Genomic DNA, 17892 nt, shown 5'->3' on the forward strand with positions numbered 1-17892 from the left:
CGAAAAGAGTCTACGCGGAGGCTTCTTCGAGGGCGGTCTCGATGTCGTCACCCTGCGTGACGCCGATGAAACGCTCGACGACGCCGTCGTCGTTCTCGATGATTAGCGTCGGCAGCGAACGCACCTGATACTCGTTGGCGATATCCTGTTTCTCCTCGACGTCGATGCGCTCGAAGTCGACCTCGGGCCAGTCGTCTTCGAGTTCCTCGAGAATGGGCTCTTGAGTCTTACACGGGCCACACCAGTCGGCCTGAAAATCCATCAGCGTAACCGTCATGCTATCTACAGCACATTGCCGAGGCGTGGAAATAAGCGTTTCCACTGCGTCGATTTCGGCAGCGAACTCGGACGAGGCCGAAAGGCTTAGGCGCACAGCCCTCAGACCGTTCCCTATGAGCAGCAACGACGGCAGCGGACTGATGTCGAGTGCCGGTCTCGTCCGGTACTTCGACGCCGAGGACCGCAACGCGATCCGGATCGACCCGAAGACGATCGTCGCCTTCGGCGCGCTCTTTGGCGTGTTGATTCTGGTCTTGAACCTGGTCGCGTGATCGGCGGTCGGCGGCGTACCGCGACGCTTTCAAACGAGACAGTCATTTTGCCGCGTATGGATTCGAATCGATCCCGACGAGCGTCCCGGGTCGGGACACCGACAGGTGGCGTCACACCCCCGGAATCGACGCCACACAGTGTGACCGATCACGACCCGTCGGCCGGAGCGTCTCGATAGCATGACCGACCGAGAGCTACTCACCGTACGAATACGGGGCATCTACGCGACGGCACTGACCGAACGCCTGCGTGAGGCGGAAGGCGTCACCGTCGTCCAGGCATCGCCGCCGATCCGGCGACGCTTCGAGACGACCTTCGGCGACGGGCCGGCCGACGTCACGATCGAAACCGACGACCGGCGACTGGGTGTCGGTCTCGTCGGATCCCGGGATGGTGTCGATCGCGTCCGCGACGCGCTCGACGTCGGGATCGACACGCTCGGGTGGGACGATCCGACGCCACAGGGTGCGATCTTCGACGGCGTCGTCACCGAAACGCTTGGCAGTGGGGCCGTCGTCGATCTGGGCGAGAGTGAGGGGTTTCTGCCCTTCCACGCGACCAGCGCCCACGTCGAGACCGACGACCGACTCCGCGTGCAGGTCACAGAGCCGCCAGCCCCCTGGAACGACGACCGTCCGGCACTCGATACGACGCTGTCGGTGCGTGGTGACATGGCGACGCTCGTCCGCGAGGAGTCGACGAGTGCGGCTGGCCCGGATCTGCTCGACGTGCTCTCGGTCGACGTGCCCGACGGCTGGCGTGTCTTATGGGACCGGGACGCCGACGATGCCGACTTCGACGTCCTCGAGGCGAGTCTCGACGGACTGCTCGACCGGGCCGCCCGGATCGACGACGCGCTTTCGACCCACGACGAGGATACGACGACCGACCGGATCGTCGACAGTCGCGCCACGCAGTGGGTACTCTTTGGCCGCGAATCTCGCTTCGCACTCGACGAGGACCGCCGGGCGGTGACGCCGACGATGCCGGGTCACCACCGGATCAAGGCGGGCGACGAGGCCGCGAGCGCCGCCGTCGATTTCGTCGAGGATCTCGCGCCGGACCTCGATGGGGAGTTCCCGTTCGACGTCGTGACGCGGCAGTTCGGCCCGCAGGAGGGGGATCGCGTCGCCATTGCTCACGGCAAACCCGACGGCCGGACGATCAGCCTCGGCCGCGGCGACGTCACCGAGCGGAACCCGGCAGGGACCATCCGGGTCGAGCGCGAGATGTCGCCCGGCGGGACCTACGACGCGCTGGGCACGAAGCGCCGGGCGGGCGACGTCGCGGTCACGAAGTTCACCGAGGGCAAGTGGTGGTATCCGACCGTCTACCGCGGCGAGGACGGCGACAGGCGCGGGACCTACGTCAACGTCTGCACGCCCGTGGAGGTGTTCCCGGACGAGGTCCGGTACGTCGATCTACACGTCGACGTGGTCAAACACGCTGACGGGACAGTCGAGCGGGTCGACGACGACGAACTCGACGCGGCTGTCGAGGCAGGGAACGTCCCCGAGGAACTCGCCGAGAAAGCCCGCGATGTAGCGAGTGCGGTCGAGAACGCGCTGTCGTGATTCGGTGAAGGCGTCGACTAGAAGTCGATGCTGAACCCGCCGCTGTCGTCACCGCCGTTGCCAGTCGGCAGGTTCGGGATCAGCCACGACAGGAAGGCGTCGGTACTTCTGGTCTGAAGCCAGACCGATCCCTCGCCGGAGAATTCACAGACGAGTCCTTCGCCGCTGAACAGCGTCGACTTGAGCCCGCCGACTTTCTTGACGTCGAAATTCGTCGACCCCTCGAAGGCGACGATGTGGCCGGTGTCGACCGTGTAGGTCTCGCCGGGGTCGAGGTCGACCCGTTCGATCGCGCCGTAACTCGAGAGGAACGTGCGACCGGTGCCGGACAGTTCCAGCAGGAACAGCCCCTCGCCGCCGAAGAAGGTCCGCCCGCCGCCGAACTTCGTGTCGATGTCGATCCCGGCGTCGGCGGCCAGGAACGACCCCGACTGGACCAGCAGGCGCTCGTCTCTGAGTTCCTTGCTGATCACGTCGCCGGGCAGGGGTGGGGCGAGCGTGACGTGGCCCGGCCGATCGGCGCTGAAGGTGTTCATGAAGAAGGACTCCCCGCCGAAGGCCGTCCGTTTCAGCGAGTCGACGATGCCGCCCTGAGCTTTCGTGTCGATGGTGATCCCGTCGGTGTGGCTCACCATCGCGCCGGCTTCCGCCTGTAACTCCTCGCTCTGATCGAGGTCGACCGAGAGCAACGCGTAGGAGGGTCTGTGTTCGATGTCGTAGTCCATGCCCGGGGCGTCTCTCGCGCGTTCTATAAATCTACCCCGCCGTCCGGGCGGTTTTGTGCCCTGCCCGCCAACTGGGCATATGCTTTCGCCGACACTCGATGGACGGACCGCACTCGTGACCGGGAGTGCTCGCGGCGTCGGGCGCGAACTCCTGGTGGCGCTAGCCGATTGTGGGGCCGACGTGGCGGTACAGTACCGAACCAGCGCCGAGGAAGCCGAAACGGTGGCTGAGGTCGCCAGAGAAGCGGGCGTCGAGGCGGTGACCGTACAGGCCGACGTAACCGACCCGGACAGCGTCGACGCGCTGTTCGAGGCCGTCGAGGCAGAACTCGGAAGCGTCGACGTCCTCGTAAACAACGTCGGCGCGTTCGCCCCGGAGCGCTGGGACGAACTCGACTACGACACCTGGCAGACCGTCATGCAGACGAACCTCGACGCGACGTACCTGTGCTCGAAACGCGCGCTCCCGGCGATGCGGGAAGCGGGCGACGGGCGGATCGTCAACGTTGGCTACGCCTCGAGCGAGAAGGGGCTGGTCAGCCCGAAGAACTTCCCGTATTTCGTGGCGAAGGCGGGCGTGTTGATGTTCACGCGGATGCTCGCGGCCGACACCAGCGACGACGGAATCACCGTCAACGCGGTCTCGCCGTACGTCGTCGAGAACTCCGCGGAGTTCCCGGCTGAACTCCCGCGTGGCCGCCCCGCAGCCTTCGAGGATCTGATCCAGGCCGTGCTGTTCTTCCTCGACCCCGACAGCGACTACATCTCCGGGGCGAACGTCGAGGTCTCTGGCGGGTGGCTGCCGGAGACGGTCTGAGCGGCGCGGCGATCGAGACAGCCTAGAACCGGAACATGACGTAGCACTCGTGACCGTTCGGGCACGCGTTGGGCCGAACCTTCACCCGGTCGTCGTCGGGTTCCTCGCGGGCCTCCGTGGTGACGGACTGGACAGTCGCACTCCGTGGCAGTCCCATCTCGAAGGTCGCCCCGCAGGTCGGACACGACAACTGTTCGATCCCCATCGGTGGGACCGTCGTTCCCAGCCGGGATAAACGTACGCCACTTGCCCGCGAGAATCGCGACAATCGGCCACCGGACCGCACGGCTACCGAACAGATTGGGGTGATATTTGACCCTTCCCGACCTGCTTCGTTCGAGCATGTCTCTGGGGAACTACCAGTGGTCGGTTCTCGACGTCCGATCGGGCTGGCCGGGGAATCGACCGATCGAAGCGTCACGGACGGCGCTCGTGGCGATTGCGATCGGTTTCCTCGCGCTCCGGGCGTTCGGGGTCGAACTCGGCCTGACGCTACAGGCAGCGATCTACCTGTTCGGCATGGTCGCTCTGAACCTCCCACACGGCGGGTACGAACACTTCAACAACATCCGCCAGCGCGGGCTGACCTTCCAGTGGCGCTACGTCGTCGGGTACCTCGCACTCGTCGCGGGATTCGTCGGTCTGTTCGCGCTCGCGCCGGTGGCCGGTCTCGCGCTCGCGATTCTCGTGGCCGTTCTCAAAGGCGGCTACGGGGGCGTCCACGTCATGGACGCCGAGACCGGGAGCGGGCACCTGCGAACACCCATTCAGCGCCACCTCGCGGCGTTCGTCCGCGGCGGTGTCGTCATGGCCGTCCCGATCGTCGCCTGGCCGGGGACCTTCGAAACGTTCAGCGCTTATATGGTGAACATCTTCCAGCCTGGTGGCCTCGAAGCGGTTGGCCGGTACTTCGCGATCACTCGCCCGCTGATCGGGCTCGGGTTCGCGACACTCGCCATCGCACACGTCGGGCTCGGATACGTCCGCCGGGACGGCACCAGATCGTGGCTCGTCGATGCGGGGGAAACGGCACTCCTGATCGTCTTCTTCGCCGTCGTCCCCGTGGTCGTCGCCGTCGGGCTGTACTTCCCGCTGTGGTACTCCATGCGCCAGGTCGGGCGACACGTCGCGATCGAGGACGACGTCCCCGAGCAAGGTGGCGTCCTCACGCCGTTCCTCGAGAGTGACGACCCGCGTGTGATCGCCCTGACGGCCTGGGGCGTGCTCATCGCCGGGTCGATCGCGACGGTCGGCGTCGTCGGCACGATCTTCCTCGTGGCGAACGATCCCCTGGGCGGCGCACCCCTGCTCCCGGGCGCGGTGGCCTTCTGGAGTATCTCGATCAGCATCATCGCCCTCCCGCACGTGGTCGTCGGTTCATTTATGGACCGCGAGCGCGGCATCTGGTACGTGCCATGACAGGAACTCCAGTCGGGTCACTCGCCGGTCGGACCGTCGACGTCATCGGTGGCGGGATCGGCGGTCTCTCCACCGCTGCGTTTCTCGCCGACGCCGGCGCGGACGTGACCGTCCTCGAACAGCAGTCCCGCCTCGGCGGGGCCGCGAACGTCATCGAAACCGATGGCTTTCGCTTCGACACCGGCCCGTCGTGGTACCTGATGCCCGACGTCTTCGAGCGCTTCTTCGACCAGTTCGACCGCGACCCCGAGGAGTACTACGAACTAACGAAGCTCGATCCCCAGTATCGGGTGTTCTTCCGTGACAGCGACCCTGTCCCAGGAGTGGGGACGCCATACGACGAGGACGTCGACGCGCCCTGTGACTGGGTGACGATCACGCCCGACCGCGACCAGACCAAGCGGGTCTTCGCGGCCTACGAGGCAGGCGGCGGCGAGGCATTCGAAGAGTACCTCGCCGAAGCCGAACACACCTACGACGTGGGGATGGAACACTTCGTCTACGAGGACCGATCCCGGTTTCGCGACCTGCTGGACCCCGACGTCCTCCGGGCCGGCCCCGGCCTCACGATGCTCGGGTCGATGCAGGACCACGTCGAGGAGTACTTCGAGAATCCGAAACTCCAGCAGTTGCTGCAGTACACGCTTGTCTTTCTCGGCGGGTCCCCCCACAACACCCCGGCGCTGTACAACCTCATGTCTCACGTCGATTACAACATGGGCGTGTTCTACCCCGAAGGCGGGATGTACGGCCTCGTCGAGGGACTGGTCGACCTCGGCGAGGAACTGGGCGTCGCCTACCGGACCGGCGTCGAGGTGACGGACCTCCAGGAGACGACGACGGGCATCGCGATGCAGACGACCGAGGGCCGCCGGCGCGCCGACCGGGTCGTCGCCAACGCCCCGCCGGCCCACGTCGAGCGCGAGTTGCTCTCGCCGGGCAAGCGCGATCACGACCTGGATCACTGGGACGACCAGACCTACGCGCCCTCGGCGCTGCTGTGGTACTTCGGCGTCGAGGGCGACGTCGGCCCGCTCGAACATCACTCGCTGGTGTTTCCCGACGACTGGGATCCACACTTCGCGTCGATCTTCGAGGACCCGGCCTGGCCGGACGATCCGGCGTACTACCTGGCGGTCCCATCGCTCACCGACGACACGGTTGCGCCCGAGAACCACCACACAGTGGTCGTCCTGATCCCGATCGCCACAGCACTGGAAGACACCGACGCGCGACGCGAGGAGTACCGGGACTGGGTGCTCGAGGATCTCGCCACGAACGTCGGTGTCGACCTCCGGGATCGCGTCGTCACCGAGGAGTCGATGTGTGTCGAGGACTTCGCCGAGCGCCTCAACTACCCCGAAGGGACCGCCCTCGGCCTCGCCCACACGCTGTTTCAGACCGGGCCGATGCGTCCCTCACATCGCGCCAGGCGCGTCGACGGGCTCTATTACGTCGGCGGGTTCACCTCGCCAGGAATCGGCGTCCCGATGACGATCATCAGCGGCGAACACGCCGCCCAGGCGGTCATCGAGGACGAACACGACCGCGGTGTCCTCGGTCGGCTTCGCGGGTGAGCCCACCCGATCGATTGCCGTTCGGTCGATTCGGGCCCACCATTTACGGTGATCGTCTGCCAATCGGGGTGGCATGAGCAACGCAGGGGACGCCCGGCGGATCCTCCGGGTCGGGGATCGACCGGAACGAGGACTAATCTCGGCGGACGCGCTCGGCGAATCGCTCGACGCAGTCGTCGTCGAGTCGGCCACGGACTTCCTCGCGGCTGTCGAGCGCGTCGAGACCGACGAGATCGACTGTGTCGTGACGGACCACGCGCCCGCAGGATTCGACGGGCTGGCACTCTTAGAGTCGATCCGCCGGAGCCGACCCCAGCTCCCGGTCGTCGTCGTCCCGGACGTCTCGGACGGAGCGATCGCCCGCCGGGCGGTGGCGGCGGACGCGACGGCCTACGTCCCGGCGGCGAGCGAAGATACGCTCGAACTCGTCGTGGACGCCATCGAGGACGCGGTCCCCGAACCGGTCGAGGCCGACGGGCAGGTCCGGATGCCGATCAACGACCGGACTGCGACCGAGGAACAGCGCCTGAAGGAGCGCGCACTCGACGAGGCCCCTGTCGGGATCACGATCGGCGATGCGACGGTCCCCGATAAACCCCTGATCTACGTCAACGACTCGTTCGTCGAGATGACGGGCTACGACAAGGAGGAGGCGATCGGCGTCAACTGCCGGTTTCTCCAGGGCGAGGAGACCGACGCGGAGACGACGCTGCAACTCCGGGAAGCCGTCCGAGACCAGGAGTCGGCCGCCCTCGAGTTGTTGAACTACCGGGCCGACGGGTCGACCTTCTGGAACAACCTCGAGATCTCGCCGATCCGCGACGAGGACGGCAACGTGACCAACTTCGTGGGTTTCCAGCAGGACATCACCGAGCGCAAGGAAGCCGAAGCAGCGATCAGACGCGAACGCGAGACCTTGCGCCGACTCCTGGACCGCGTCGAGGGACTCGTCAGCGACGTGACCGAGATCCTCGTCAGAGCCGACTCGCGGGCCGATATCGACCGGATGACCGTCGAGCGGATCGGCGACGGCGCGGAGTTCGACCGGGCGTGGATCGGGCGATACGATTCGCCCGCAGGAACGATAACGATTACCAGGGACAGTGCCGGCGGGATCGACCCGGAGACGGTCGATCTCACGGACGCCGACGCCCCGGCAGGGAGTGACGCCGTCGCGGAGGCACTGGATCGCGGCGAGGTACGACGATTCGAGGACAGTACGGCGATTGCCCCGCTCGCCGACGCCAGCGGCACGTCCGGGGCCGACGGACCGCTTGCGGGCGTCGTGATCCCGCTGGTGTACCGCGGGACGACCTACGGCGCACTCGCCGTCTACGACCGCGATTCGGAGGCCTTCGACGAGACCGAACGCACGATACTGGCCGCCCTCGGCCGGGCGATCGGCGCAGCGGTCAACGCCGTCGTGAGCAAGCGAACGGTGACGACCGATACCGCCTTCGAGATCGAAGTCGCCCTGGAAGGGCCGACGCTGGTGCTGTCGGCACTCGCCGAGCGCCTCTCCGGGACGCTGGCCTATCGGAGTGCTCGTGCGACCGACGATGGCAGCGTCCGATTCCTGTTTCGCATCGACGCGGCCGACGAGGACGCGGTCCAGGCGGCGGCCGATCGCTTCGACGCCGTCACCGACGTCCGGATCCTCTCTCGAACCGACGAGGACTGTGCCGTCGAAATCGTCATGGAGGATTCGCCCTTCGTCACGATCCTGTCTGGCTACGGCGGGGACCTTCAGGACGTCTCGATTGACGCCGACGGCGTCGATCTCTCGTTCCGTGTCGCGACCGAGCAGAACGGCCGGGCCATCGTCGACGATCTCGAGGACGCCTACGCCACAGTCACACTGATCTCATATCGCGAGGGAGAGCGCACAGACGAGAGTCCCCACGCCTTCCGGCGCGCCGTCGAAGACGACCTCACCGACCGCCAGCTCACGGCGCTCCAGAAGGCCTACGTCAGCGGCTTCTTCGAGTGGCCACGCGAGAGCGACGGCGACGAACTCGCCGATTCGATGGACGTCGTCCCGTCGACGTACTACCAGCACCTCCGAACAGCCGAGAAGAAACTCGCGAGAGCGTTCTTCGATGCCTGACTGCGTCGACGGGCGTGGCAGTCCCCAACAGAATAGGTACGGATTTGAGTCGGCTCGCCTCCGTAGTGATACGGAATGACAGTCGGAACTGGCGAGAGCAGGCTACAGTCGAGTGACCGTCCAGAGCGGACGGACGGGCGCGAGCGTGGACGGTCCGGAGGGACGAGATGGCCCCGATAACCTACCTGTCGTTCGTGGTCGTCGTCGTTGTCCTCCCAGTCACGGTCCTCTCGGTGGCACTCGCAGTTACTCGTCGATTTCACCCGGCTCAGTTGTCCGGAACTGCGTTGCTCGCGGGCGTCGCGCTGGTCTATACGATTCCGTGGGACGGCCAGTTGATCCGGGTCGGCGTCTGGACCTACGGATCGACGCTGGTCGGCCGCCTCGGCGTCGTCCCCTACGAGGAGTTGCTGTTTATCGTCACCCAGTCGATCCTCACAGGGCTGTGGACCGCACTCGTCGACCGGCCCGATGGAAGCGGGGCAGTCACCCGACGACAGCGGGCTCTCGGCGTCCTGGCTGGAGGAGTGGTCGGCATCGCCGGCCTCACAGCTCTCTCGTTCCCGTCCGGAACGTACCTGGGCGCGATTCTGGTGTGGGCGGCCCCCGTCTTCGGGCTCCAGTGGGCGTTCGGCTGGCCGATCCTCGTCCACCGGCGTCGGACCGTTGGGCTGGCGCTTGCCGTCCCGACGGCGTCCCTCTGGGCCGTCGACCGACTGGCGATCGGGCTGGGACTCTGGACGTTCTCTCCGACGCACACGACCGGAATCGCGCTCCTCGGATTACCGCTCGAAGAGGCACTGTTCTTCCTCGTGACGAACGCCTTTCTCGTCCAGGGACTGGTTCTCCTCGGGTGGGTCGTCGAACGTGAGGCGATTCCCACCGTGGCGGAGGTCGTCGATCGGACCGTCGATCGGGCGAAGTGAGTAATTTCGAACGCAGACGCTGTGCGACGCGTTCGTCACTCTCGAAAAAGTCGGTGAGTGGTCTGTGGCTATCCGGTTCAACTCGCCGAGGGTGCGGCCTCGTCGAGGACGTCGTGACTCCGCAGCAGGATGATCCCGAAGATCACCTTCGCAGTCACGTCGAGTACCGCGAAGCCGGCCGTCTCCGGACCGATGCCGATGACGCCCAGCCCTTCGGTGCCGGCGATCCACCAGACCGGGTAGACCAGCCACAGCACCGCGATCATGTTCCGGAGGAGTTTGAACGTACTCTGGGTGCCCGAGGACAACTCCGCTGCTCTCGCCGTCAGCGACGAGAACAGGAAGTAAAGCAACACCAGCAGGAAGCCCGTAGAGACGCCCCACCAGAGGATGCGGACGCCTTCGACTTCCAACCCGGCTCCGCCGGTGAACGAAAGCGTCGCCACGACGCCCGTGAGGATCATCAAGACGTCCAGACCGACGAGCGTCCCGATCGTGTTGCGATCAGCACCCGCGAGCAACGCGATGTCGTACAGCAACAGCGGCGTCGTCAGGATCCAGTCGGTGTATCGCGGCCAGTAGATCTCCTCGGGGACGCCGCTGCCCAAGTCCGTGCCGAGGATGTTCTCGATGACCTCGATCGGCAGCCGACCGAAGCCTGTCGCCATCGCCAGGTAATTGACGAAGGCGATCGCCGCGATGAACGTCGTCACGACGTAGAACTTCTTTCGCCGGGAATCCCGTACGTTCCATCCGGTCGCGATGAAGTACAGCATTCCCAGGAACATTCCTGCCGTGCCTGCCCACAGGGATATCGTGGTTAGGTCTGCCATGCTACACCAATTCGCTTGGTCTGGGGCGTGGGTAACAATCGTACCAAACTGATTCGGTAAGAACTGCCGGGACCGCCGTACTCGGGCGTACCGACAGGGTTTCACGGATCCAACCCCTGGAGTCTACCGAATGAGCAAGGACGTCATCGAGGTCCGCGGGGCCGAACAACACAACCTCACGGACGTCGACGTCGAGATTCCGCGCGAGGAGCTGACGGTCGTCACCGGCCTCTCGGGGTCGGGGAAATCCTCACTGGCCTTCGATACGATCTACGCCGAAGGCCAACGCCGCTACATCGAGTCGCTGTCGGCCTACGCGCGGAACTTCCTCGGACAGATGGACAAGCCACAGGTCGAATCGGTCGAGGGACTCTCCCCGGCGATCTCGATCGACCAGAAGAACGCCGCCAACAACCCCCGATCGACCGTGGGGACGGTCACGGAACTTCACGACTATCTCCGGCTTCTCTATGCCCGGGTCGGAACACCACATTGTCCCGAGTGTGGCCGCGAGGTGGGCGAGCAGAGCGCCGAAAACATGGTTTCCCGGATCCTCGAACTCCCAGAAGGGACAAAGCTCAAGATCGCCGCACCGATCGTCCGCGACCAGAAGGGGGCCTTCGAGGATCGCTTCGACGAACTCGTCGGCGAGGGCTACAGCCGCGTCGAGGTCGACGGCGAGGAATACGATCTGACCCTGGATCGCCCGGATCTCGACGAGAACTACGACCACACGATCGACGTGATCGTCGATCGCGTCCAGGTCGGCCCCGACGCTCGCTCCCGGATCACCGATTCCGTCGAGACAGCCCTCGAAGAAGCTCACGGGATCCTGAAAGTTATCGTCCCCGATCCACCCGAGGGTGTCGAACTGGGCGGCGCGAGCGCTCGTTCGACGGGTGATCTGGCCGACGAGACAGACTCCGACGAGGACGACGAAATCACTGGCGAGGATCGGCTCGTCGTCGAGTTCTCCGAGGACCTCGCCTGTACGCACTGCGGCATCGACATCAGCGAGATCGAGACCCGAAGTTTCTCGTTCAACTCGCCCCACGGAGCCTGTCCGGAGTGTGAAGGGCTCGGCGAGACAAAGGAAGTCAGCGAGGATCTGGTGATCACCGATCCCGAAAAGCCCCTCAAGCACGTCTTCGAACCCTGGAGCTACAATCGGACGTACTACTCCCGACAGCTCGACAACGTCGCCGAACACTTCGGGGTCGACCTGGAGACGCCCTTCGAGGAGCTCGATTCGGAGATCCAGCGCCAGTTCCTCTACGGGACCGACGACGTCGTCCACTTCCAGTGGCAGACCAAGAACGGCACCCGCGAGAAGACCGAGCGCTTCGAGGGCGTCATCCCGAACCTCAAGCGTCGACACGTCGAGACCGACTCCGACCGCGCTCGCGAGCACATCGAGGAGTTCATGGCGACGACGACGTGTCCGAACTGCGAGGGTACGCGCCTGAAGGCTGAATCGCGGGCCGTTCTGGTCGACGGCACGTCGATCACCGAGGTCAACGAGCTGTCGATCGGCGACGCCCTCGAGCACTTCGAGGGGATGGAAGAAGGGATGAGCGAACGGGACGCGAAGATAGCTACGGAGATTTTAAAGGAAATCCGGGCCAGGCTCGGGTTCATGCAGGAAGTCGGCCTGACGTATCTCACTCTCGATCGGGAAGCCTCGACGCTCTCGGGTGGTGAGAGTCAACGCATCCGATTGGCAACCCAGATCGGCAGCGGCCTCGTCGGCGTGCTGTACGTACTGGACGAACCCTCGATCGGCCTCCACCAGCGGGACAACGATCGACTCTTGAACACCCTAGAGGAACTGCGCGACCTCGGGAATACACTGCTCGTCGTCGAGCACGACACCGCGACGATGCGCCGGGCGGACAACATCGTCGATATGGGGCCTGGTCCGGGCAAGCAGGGCGGCGAGATCGTCGTCAACGGGCCACTCGCGGACGTCCTCGAGACCGACGAGTCCGTCACCGGCGAGTACCTGTCTGGTGACCGGGCGATTCCCGTTCCGGACGAGCGCCGCGATCCCGATGGGTCGCTGACTATCCGCGGTGCCCGCCAGCACAACCTCGACGACCTGGACGTCGAGATTCCGCTGGGCACGTTCACCGCGATTACGGGCGTCTCGGGATCTGGCAAGTCGACGCTGATGCACGACGTCCTTTATAAGGGACTCGCCCGCGAGATGAACGACAACACGAGCGTCAACCCGGGCGAGCACGACGCGATCGACGGGATCGACGGGATCGAGACGGTTCGACTCATCGACCAGTCGCCGATCGGTCGCACTCCCCGATCGAACCCGGCCACCTACACCGACGTCTTCGATCACATCCGGGAACTGTTCGCCGAGACGAAACTCGCTAAACAGCGTGGGTACGAGAAGGGGCGCTTCTCGTTCAACGTCAAAGGTGGGCGATGTGAAGCCTGTGGCGGCCAGGGGACCGTCACCATCGACATGAACTTCCTCAGCAACGTCGAAGTGCCCTGCGAGGAGTGTGGTGGTGACCGGTACAACGCCGAGACGCTGGATGTTACCTACAAGGGAAAAAATATTGCTGACGTCCTCGAGATGACCATCGCCGAGGCACACGACTTCTTCGAGGGCCACCCCGGGATCCGCCGCCGCCTCGAACTGCTCGAAGACGTCGGCCTGGGTTACATGAAACTCGGCCAGCCGTCGACGACGCTCTCGGGCGGCGAAGCCCAGCGCGTGAAACTCGCCGAGGAACTCGGCAAGAAGGACTCGGGTGAGACGCTGTATCTCCTCGACGAACCGACCACCGGGCTCCACCCCGAAGACGAGCGCAAGCTGATCGACGTCCTCCATCGCCTCACCGAGGACGGCAACACGGTCGTGGTCATCGAGCACGAACTCGACCTCGTGAAGAACGCCGACCGACTCGTCGACCTGGGTCCGGAGGGCGGCGAGAACGGTGGCGAGATTGTCGCGACTGGCACACCGGAGGAAGTGGCACAGACGGACGGCTCCTACACCGGCCAGTACCTGCGTGATCTACTTCCGGCAATCGACCTCGACGGGCCCCGTTCCGATCGCGAACAGGCCGCCCCGCCCGCTGCTGACGACTGATCGTCCGTCGCGTATACGAAAACAGACATCGTATCACACGGGACAGATTCCTCAGAATCCGTATCGATCCTCCCCCGCAGATCGCCTCACCGAAGCGTGATGTGTTCGGATTCCTCGTTGAGCGCGAGGTTCGTCGCGATCTCGGCGTTGCGGACCGAATACTGGGCTGTATCCTGCAGGCCGACCAGCACCTCCCGGACCGCCAGCACCTTTTCGTTGGGCATCTCCTCGAGGCCATCGAGGATAGCGGCCCCCTGCTCGTCGATCTCCCGGAATTGTGAGCGCGCCTCGTTGGCAGCAGTGTAATCCCGTTCGACCGCCGCGCGGACGGCCTGGGCTGACATCTCGTCGACCTTCTCGACCATGTCGCGGATCCGTTCCATCGTCCCCGTGTCGACGTCGAGGCGGTGACCCTCGGCTTCGAGCGCGATTTCGGCGATATCCTCGGCGTTGTCGGCCGCCAGCTCGAGGTTCTTCGCGACAGACCGGTAGCCGATCAGCGGGAACGCATCTTCGAGTCCGATCCCGCGGGCGACGTTGGGGTTCTGGTGAGCAGTAAAGATGAGCCGCAACAGCAACACGAAGATCTTGTTGGCCTGGCGCTCCCGGTTCAGGGCTCGCTGGGCGAGGTCCGGGTTGCCGTGATCGAGTGCACGGATCGCCTCGTTTCGCATCGTCGATCCGGTACTCTCCAGTCGCTCGAGCAGATTGTGCAACGAGAAGTCGCCGGGATCGACCGAACACCGGACGGTGATGCGCTCGGGTGTCTCCTCGATCACGCCAAGCCCCATCAACTGCGTCTCGGCGTTGTAGACGGCGTTGATGTGCGCACTCTCGAGGGTCTCCCCTTCGTCGGCCTCGACGTGGATGACCTGCCGGCCCAGAACGTACTGGGCGACGATCGCCCGCTCGACCGCGTCGGCGTCGAGCCCGGAAGCGTGGATCGTCGCCTCGGTGTCTCCCGACTGGACGGACTCGGGGAGGACCGTCAACGTCCCGTTCTCGCCGACCCGGATCGAGACCTCGTCGCCCTTCTCGACGTCGGTCTCGGTCGTCCACTCCGCGGGCAGCGTCATCGCGAGCGTCGAGGGTCCGAGTTGCTGGACCTTTCTCGTATCCATATGTGTCCTAGGATCGCTCGCTCCCTTAAGATTGTGAGTATGAGAACGACGACCGTCTACTGATGCCAGGGGGCGGCCTGGTAGTCGATGTGGCGGGTCTCGCGGTCGATCGCGTCGATCGTTGCGACGTCTTCGTCCTCGAGTTCGAGATCGAGACTCTCGAAGTTGTCCCGAATGTGTGCCTCGCTGGTGGCCTTCGGGATCGGATAGGCCCCCTTCTCGCGCACCCAGGCTAAGCTGACCTGGGCCTCGCTGACGCCGTACTTCTCGGCGATCTCCGTGATCTCGGGGATGTCGAAGACGTCGCCTCGGGAGAGTGGCGAGTACGCGACGAGGTGATAGTCGTGTTCTTCGGCGTGCGCGAGGAGTTCCTCCTGCTGGAGAAGGGGATGCATCTCGACCTGATTGGCGAACAACGGCGCATCGAGGACTTCAAGCGCGCGTTCGACGGTCGAGGGCTCGAAGTTCGAGACGCCGATGCGCTCGGTGACGCCCTCCGCGCGGAGTTCCTCGAAGGCCGACAGCGTCTCCTCGGGGTCGTAATCGCCGGTCGGCCAGTGGACGTACAGCAGATCGACGGATTCGACACCGAGCCGGTCGAGGCTGTTGTGGGCCGTCTCGATCACGCCGTCGTAGCTGAGGCTGGTCGACTCGCCGTGGACCTTCGTCGCGAGGAAGATGTCGTCTCGAGGAACGTCGGCCTTCGCCAGCCCGTCGCCGACGCTCTCCTCGTTACCGTATATCTCTGCCGTGTCGATATGCCGATACCCCATTTCCAGGGCCGTAGCGACACTGTCGGCACACTGCTCGGGGTCCTCGTTTTGCCAGGTGCCGAGTCCGATGTCGGGTAGATCCGTCATGGAAATTCCTTCGAGACCGGGACGTATGGGGATTACTGTTCTGGCTGAGAAATCACGTCATCCCTCGGAGAATACAACCCGTTCCGTCGGAGAAAAACTGCCGCGCCCGCTACTCGTCGTCGCCGTCCTCGTCGCTTTCGTCTATCGAAGTCCTCACGACGCTCGGACTTCGAGACACCGATAGACTCGCTTCGCTCACGGGTCACTTCGTTCCCCGTTCGCATCGAAGTCTTCCTCCGGTCGACCTCGCCTCGCTCGTCTCTCGAGCCGACGAAAGCGCCTCGACTCGTGTTACTCGTCCTCGTCGCTTTCGTCGACTTCCTCGAAGTCGGCGTCGACATACTCCTCGCCGGCGTCGTCGCCAGCGCCGCCCGGACCACCGGCGGGGCCGCCAGCACCTGCAGGTCCAGCGCCGCCCATGCCACCCATGCCGCCAGCACCCGCGCCGGCCGCGCCAGCGCCGGCAGCACCCTCAGCGGCCCCCTGGTCGTACATCTGCTTGCCGATCTCCTGGAGGGCCTCGGTCAGGCTCTCGGTCGCTTCTTCGTAGTCCTCCGTGGTCGCATCGTCGTCGTCGAGGACTTCCTCGACGGCCTCGATCTCGGATTCGATGTCCTCCCGGAGGTCGTCGTCGACGGCGTCCTCGTTCTCCTCCAGCAGCGTCTCGGCGCGCTGAATGGTGCTCTCGGCCTCGTTTCGGGCCTCGATACGCTCGCGGCGCTGCTGGTCCTCCTCGGCGTGTTCCTCGGCTTCCTCTTGCATCTGCTCGATCTCTTCGTCGCTCAGGCCGACGCCACCCTCGATGGTGATCTCCTCGGAGTTGCCCGAGCCCTGGTCCTCGGCGCTGACGTTGACGATGCCGTTCTCGTCGATCGAGAAGGTGACCTCGATCTGGGGCGTCCCGGCCGGTGCCGGCGGGATGCCCTGCAGCATGAAGGCCCCCAGAAGTTCGTTCTCCTCGGCGATCTCGCGTTCGCCTTGGAAAACACGGATCTGGACCGAGGTCTGATTGGCCGCCGCCGTGGTGAAGATCTTCGACTCCTCGGTCGGGATCGTGGTGTTCTTCTCGATGAGTCGCTCGAAGAGGCCACCTTTGACCTCGACGCCGAGACTGAGCGGCGTCACGTCGAGCAGCACGATGTCGTCGACGTCGCCCGAGAGGACGCCACCCTGGATCGCCGCGCCGAGCGCGACGGCCTCGTCGGGGTTGACGTTCTTCTTCGGTTCCTGGCCGGTGAGGTCCTCGACTTTCTCCTGGACCTGGGGCATCCGGGTCGACCCACCGACGAGCAACACCTCGTCGATGTCCGACTTCGAGTAGTCGGCGTCCTCGAGCGCCTGCTCGGTCGGTTCGACGGTACGTTCGATCAGGTCACTCGTCAGGCTCTCGAACTTCGCGCGGGTGATGTCCGTCTCCAGGTGGACCGGGCCGTCGTCAGTAGAGGTGATAAATGGCAGGTTGATCTCGGTCTCCTTACGGGAGGAGAGTTCGACCTTGGCTTCCTCGGCCGCGTCCTTGAGCCGCTGGAGGGCCTGGCGATCCTCCCGGAGATCGATGCCGTGCTCTTCTTCGAAGTCCTCGGCCAGCCAGTCGATGATCGCGCGGTCCCAGTCGTCGCCACCGAGGTCGTTGTCGCCGTTGGTCGCGACGACCTCGTAGACGCCGCCACCGAGGTCGAGAATCGAGACGTCGAACGTCCCGCCACCGAGGTCATAGACGAGGACCGTCTGGTCGGACTCGTCGTCGAGGCCGTAGGCCATCGAGGCCGCCGTCGGCTCGTTGACGATGCGCTCGACCTCGAAGCCGGCGATCTCGCCGGCGTCCTTCGTGGCCTGGCGCTGGCGGTCGTTGAAGTACGCCGGGACGGTGATCACGGCCTTCTCGATCTCGTCGCCGAGGTACTCCTCGGCGTCGCGTTTGATCTTCTGGAGGATCATCGCCGAGACCTGCTCGGGCGTGTACTCCTCGCCGTCTAGCTCGACGGTGTAGTCCTCCTCGCCCATGTGGCGCTTGATCGACTGGATCGTGTGATCCGGGTTCTTGACGGCCTGATTCTTCGCCGGCTTGCCGACGAGTTGCTCGCCGTCGTCGAACGCCACGACCGAGGGCGTCGTCCGTTCGCCCTCGCTGTTGACGATGATCTCCGGGTCGCCACCTTCCATGACCGCGAACGCCGAGTTGGTCGTTCCGAGGTCGATACCGAGAATCTTGTTACTCGCCATGTTGTGCTCACGTACCGGCTTGTCCCGGTTAAACATTACTAGATAG

At 64.9% G+C, this 17892-nt stretch carries 15 protein-coding genes; 8 read left to right on the forward strand and 7 right to left on the reverse strand.

Annotation, left to right across the window (positions count from 1 at the left end; all coding sequences use genetic code 11):
- Positions 1–10 precede the first annotated feature (10 nt).
- Entirely contained in the window at positions 11–277 is a 267-nt protein-coding gene (locus HTIA_RS02485; protein ID WP_008527368.1) for a thioredoxin family protein, read from the reverse strand.
- A 115-nt stretch (positions 278–392) separates the two neighbouring features.
- Here HTIA_RS02485 and HTIA_RS02490 point away from each other — a divergent pair, with 115 nt between their 5' ends.
- Together HTIA_RS02490 and HTIA_RS02495 are read left to right on the forward strand one after the other, a co-directional pair.
- A complete protein-coding gene (locus HTIA_RS02490; RefSeq protein ID WP_008527367.1) occupies positions 393–551 on the forward strand; it encodes a preprotein translocase subunit Sec61beta in 159 nt (52 codons plus the stop codon).
- Between the two features lie 180 nt (positions 552–731).
- Positions 732–2126 carry a DUF402 domain-containing protein gene (locus tag HTIA_RS02495; protein WP_008527366.1) on the forward strand — a complete coding sequence of 465 codons (1395 nt, stop codon included), beginning with the start codon at positions 732–734 and terminating at the stop codon, positions 2124–2126.
- A gap of 17 nt (positions 2127–2143) precedes the next feature.
- Here HTIA_RS02495 and HTIA_RS02500 read toward each other — a convergent pair whose 3' ends face one another.
- On the reverse strand, positions 2144–2851 hold the full coding sequence (locus HTIA_RS02500) for a TIGR00266 family protein (protein ID WP_008527365.1): 708 nt from the start codon (positions 2849–2851) through the stop codon (positions 2144–2146).
- Positions 2852–2930: 79 nt separating this feature from the next.
- Here HTIA_RS02500 and HTIA_RS02505 point away from each other — a divergent pair, with 79 nt between their 5' ends.
- Entirely contained in the window at positions 2931–3668 is a 738-nt protein-coding gene (locus HTIA_RS02505) for an SDR family NAD(P)-dependent oxidoreductase (RefSeq protein ID WP_008527364.1), read from the forward strand.
- A 22-nt stretch (positions 3669–3690) separates the two neighbouring features.
- Here the strand turns inward: HTIA_RS02505 and brz are convergent, their stop codons facing one another.
- Positions 3691–3873 (reverse strand): transcriptional regulator Brz, encoded by a 183-nt coding sequence (gene brz, locus HTIA_RS02510; RefSeq protein ID WP_008527363.1) that lies wholly within the window; start codon positions 3871–3873, stop codon positions 3691–3693.
- A gap of 137 nt (positions 3874–4010) precedes the next feature.
- Between brz and HTIA_RS02515 the strand changes: the two genes are divergently transcribed.
- The 4 genes from HTIA_RS02515 (at position 4011) to HTIA_RS02530 (ending at position 9697) form a co-directional block, all read left to right on the forward strand.
- On the forward strand, positions 4011–5087 hold the full coding sequence (locus HTIA_RS02515; RefSeq protein ID WP_008527360.1) for a Brp/Blh family beta-carotene 15,15'-dioxygenase: 1077 nt from the start codon (positions 4011–4013) through the stop codon (positions 5085–5087).
- Positions 5084–6664, forward strand: coding sequence for a phytoene desaturase family protein (locus HTIA_RS02520; protein WP_008527358.1), 1581 nt, complete (start codon positions 5084–5086; stop codon positions 6662–6664). The genes HTIA_RS02515 and HTIA_RS02520 overlap by 4 nt, the downstream gene beginning before the upstream one ends.
- 73 nt (positions 6665–6737) lie before the next feature.
- A complete protein-coding gene (locus tag HTIA_RS02525; protein WP_008527357.1) occupies positions 6738–8771 on the forward strand; it encodes a bacterio-opsin activator domain-containing protein in 2034 nt (677 codons plus the stop codon).
- Between the two features lie 167 nt (positions 8772–8938).
- Positions 8939–9697, forward strand: coding sequence for a lycopene cyclase domain-containing protein (locus HTIA_RS02530; RefSeq protein ID WP_008527355.1), 759 nt, complete (start codon positions 8939–8941; stop codon positions 9695–9697).
- Between the two features lie 77 nt (positions 9698–9774).
- On the opposite strand, the gene HTIA_RS02535 is transcribed toward HTIA_RS02530, so the two are convergent.
- Entirely contained in the window at positions 9775–10530 is a 756-nt protein-coding gene (locus HTIA_RS02535; protein WP_021029282.1) for a bacteriorhodopsin, read from the reverse strand.
- Positions 10531–10660: 130 nt separating this feature from the next.
- Here HTIA_RS02535 and uvrA point away from each other — a divergent pair, with 130 nt between their 5' ends.
- On the forward strand, positions 10661–13642 hold the full coding sequence (gene uvrA / locus HTIA_RS02540; protein WP_008527351.1) for an excinuclease ABC subunit UvrA: 2982 nt from the start codon (positions 10661–10663) through the stop codon (positions 13640–13642).
- A gap of 86 nt (positions 13643–13728) precedes the next feature.
- Here uvrA and HTIA_RS02545 read toward each other — a convergent pair whose 3' ends face one another.
- The 3 genes from HTIA_RS02545 to dnaK all read right to left on the reverse strand — a co-directional run bounded on the left by HTIA_RS02545 (position 13729) and on the right by dnaK (position 17846).
- The gene (locus HTIA_RS02545; RefSeq protein ID WP_008527349.1) at positions 13729–14763 is read right to left on the reverse strand and encodes a phosphate uptake regulator PhoU; all 1035 of its coding nucleotides are present in this window, start codon (positions 14761–14763) and stop codon (positions 13729–13731) included.
- A gap of 56 nt (positions 14764–14819) precedes the next feature.
- Entirely contained in the window at positions 14820–15623 is an 804-nt protein-coding gene (locus HTIA_RS02550; protein WP_008527348.1) for an aldo/keto reductase, read from the reverse strand.
- 291 nt (positions 15624–15914) lie between these two features.
- The gene (gene dnaK / locus HTIA_RS02555; protein WP_008527347.1) at positions 15915–17846 is read right to left on the reverse strand and encodes a molecular chaperone DnaK; all 1932 of its coding nucleotides are present in this window, start codon (positions 17844–17846) and stop codon (positions 15915–15917) included.
- Positions 17847–17892 lie beyond the last annotated feature (46 nt).

Origin of the sequence: Halorhabdus tiamatea SARL4B (assembly GCF_000470655.1) — an archaeon.
Lineage (GTDB): Archaea > Halobacteriota > Halobacteria > Halobacteriales > Haloarculaceae > Halorhabdus > Halorhabdus tiamatea.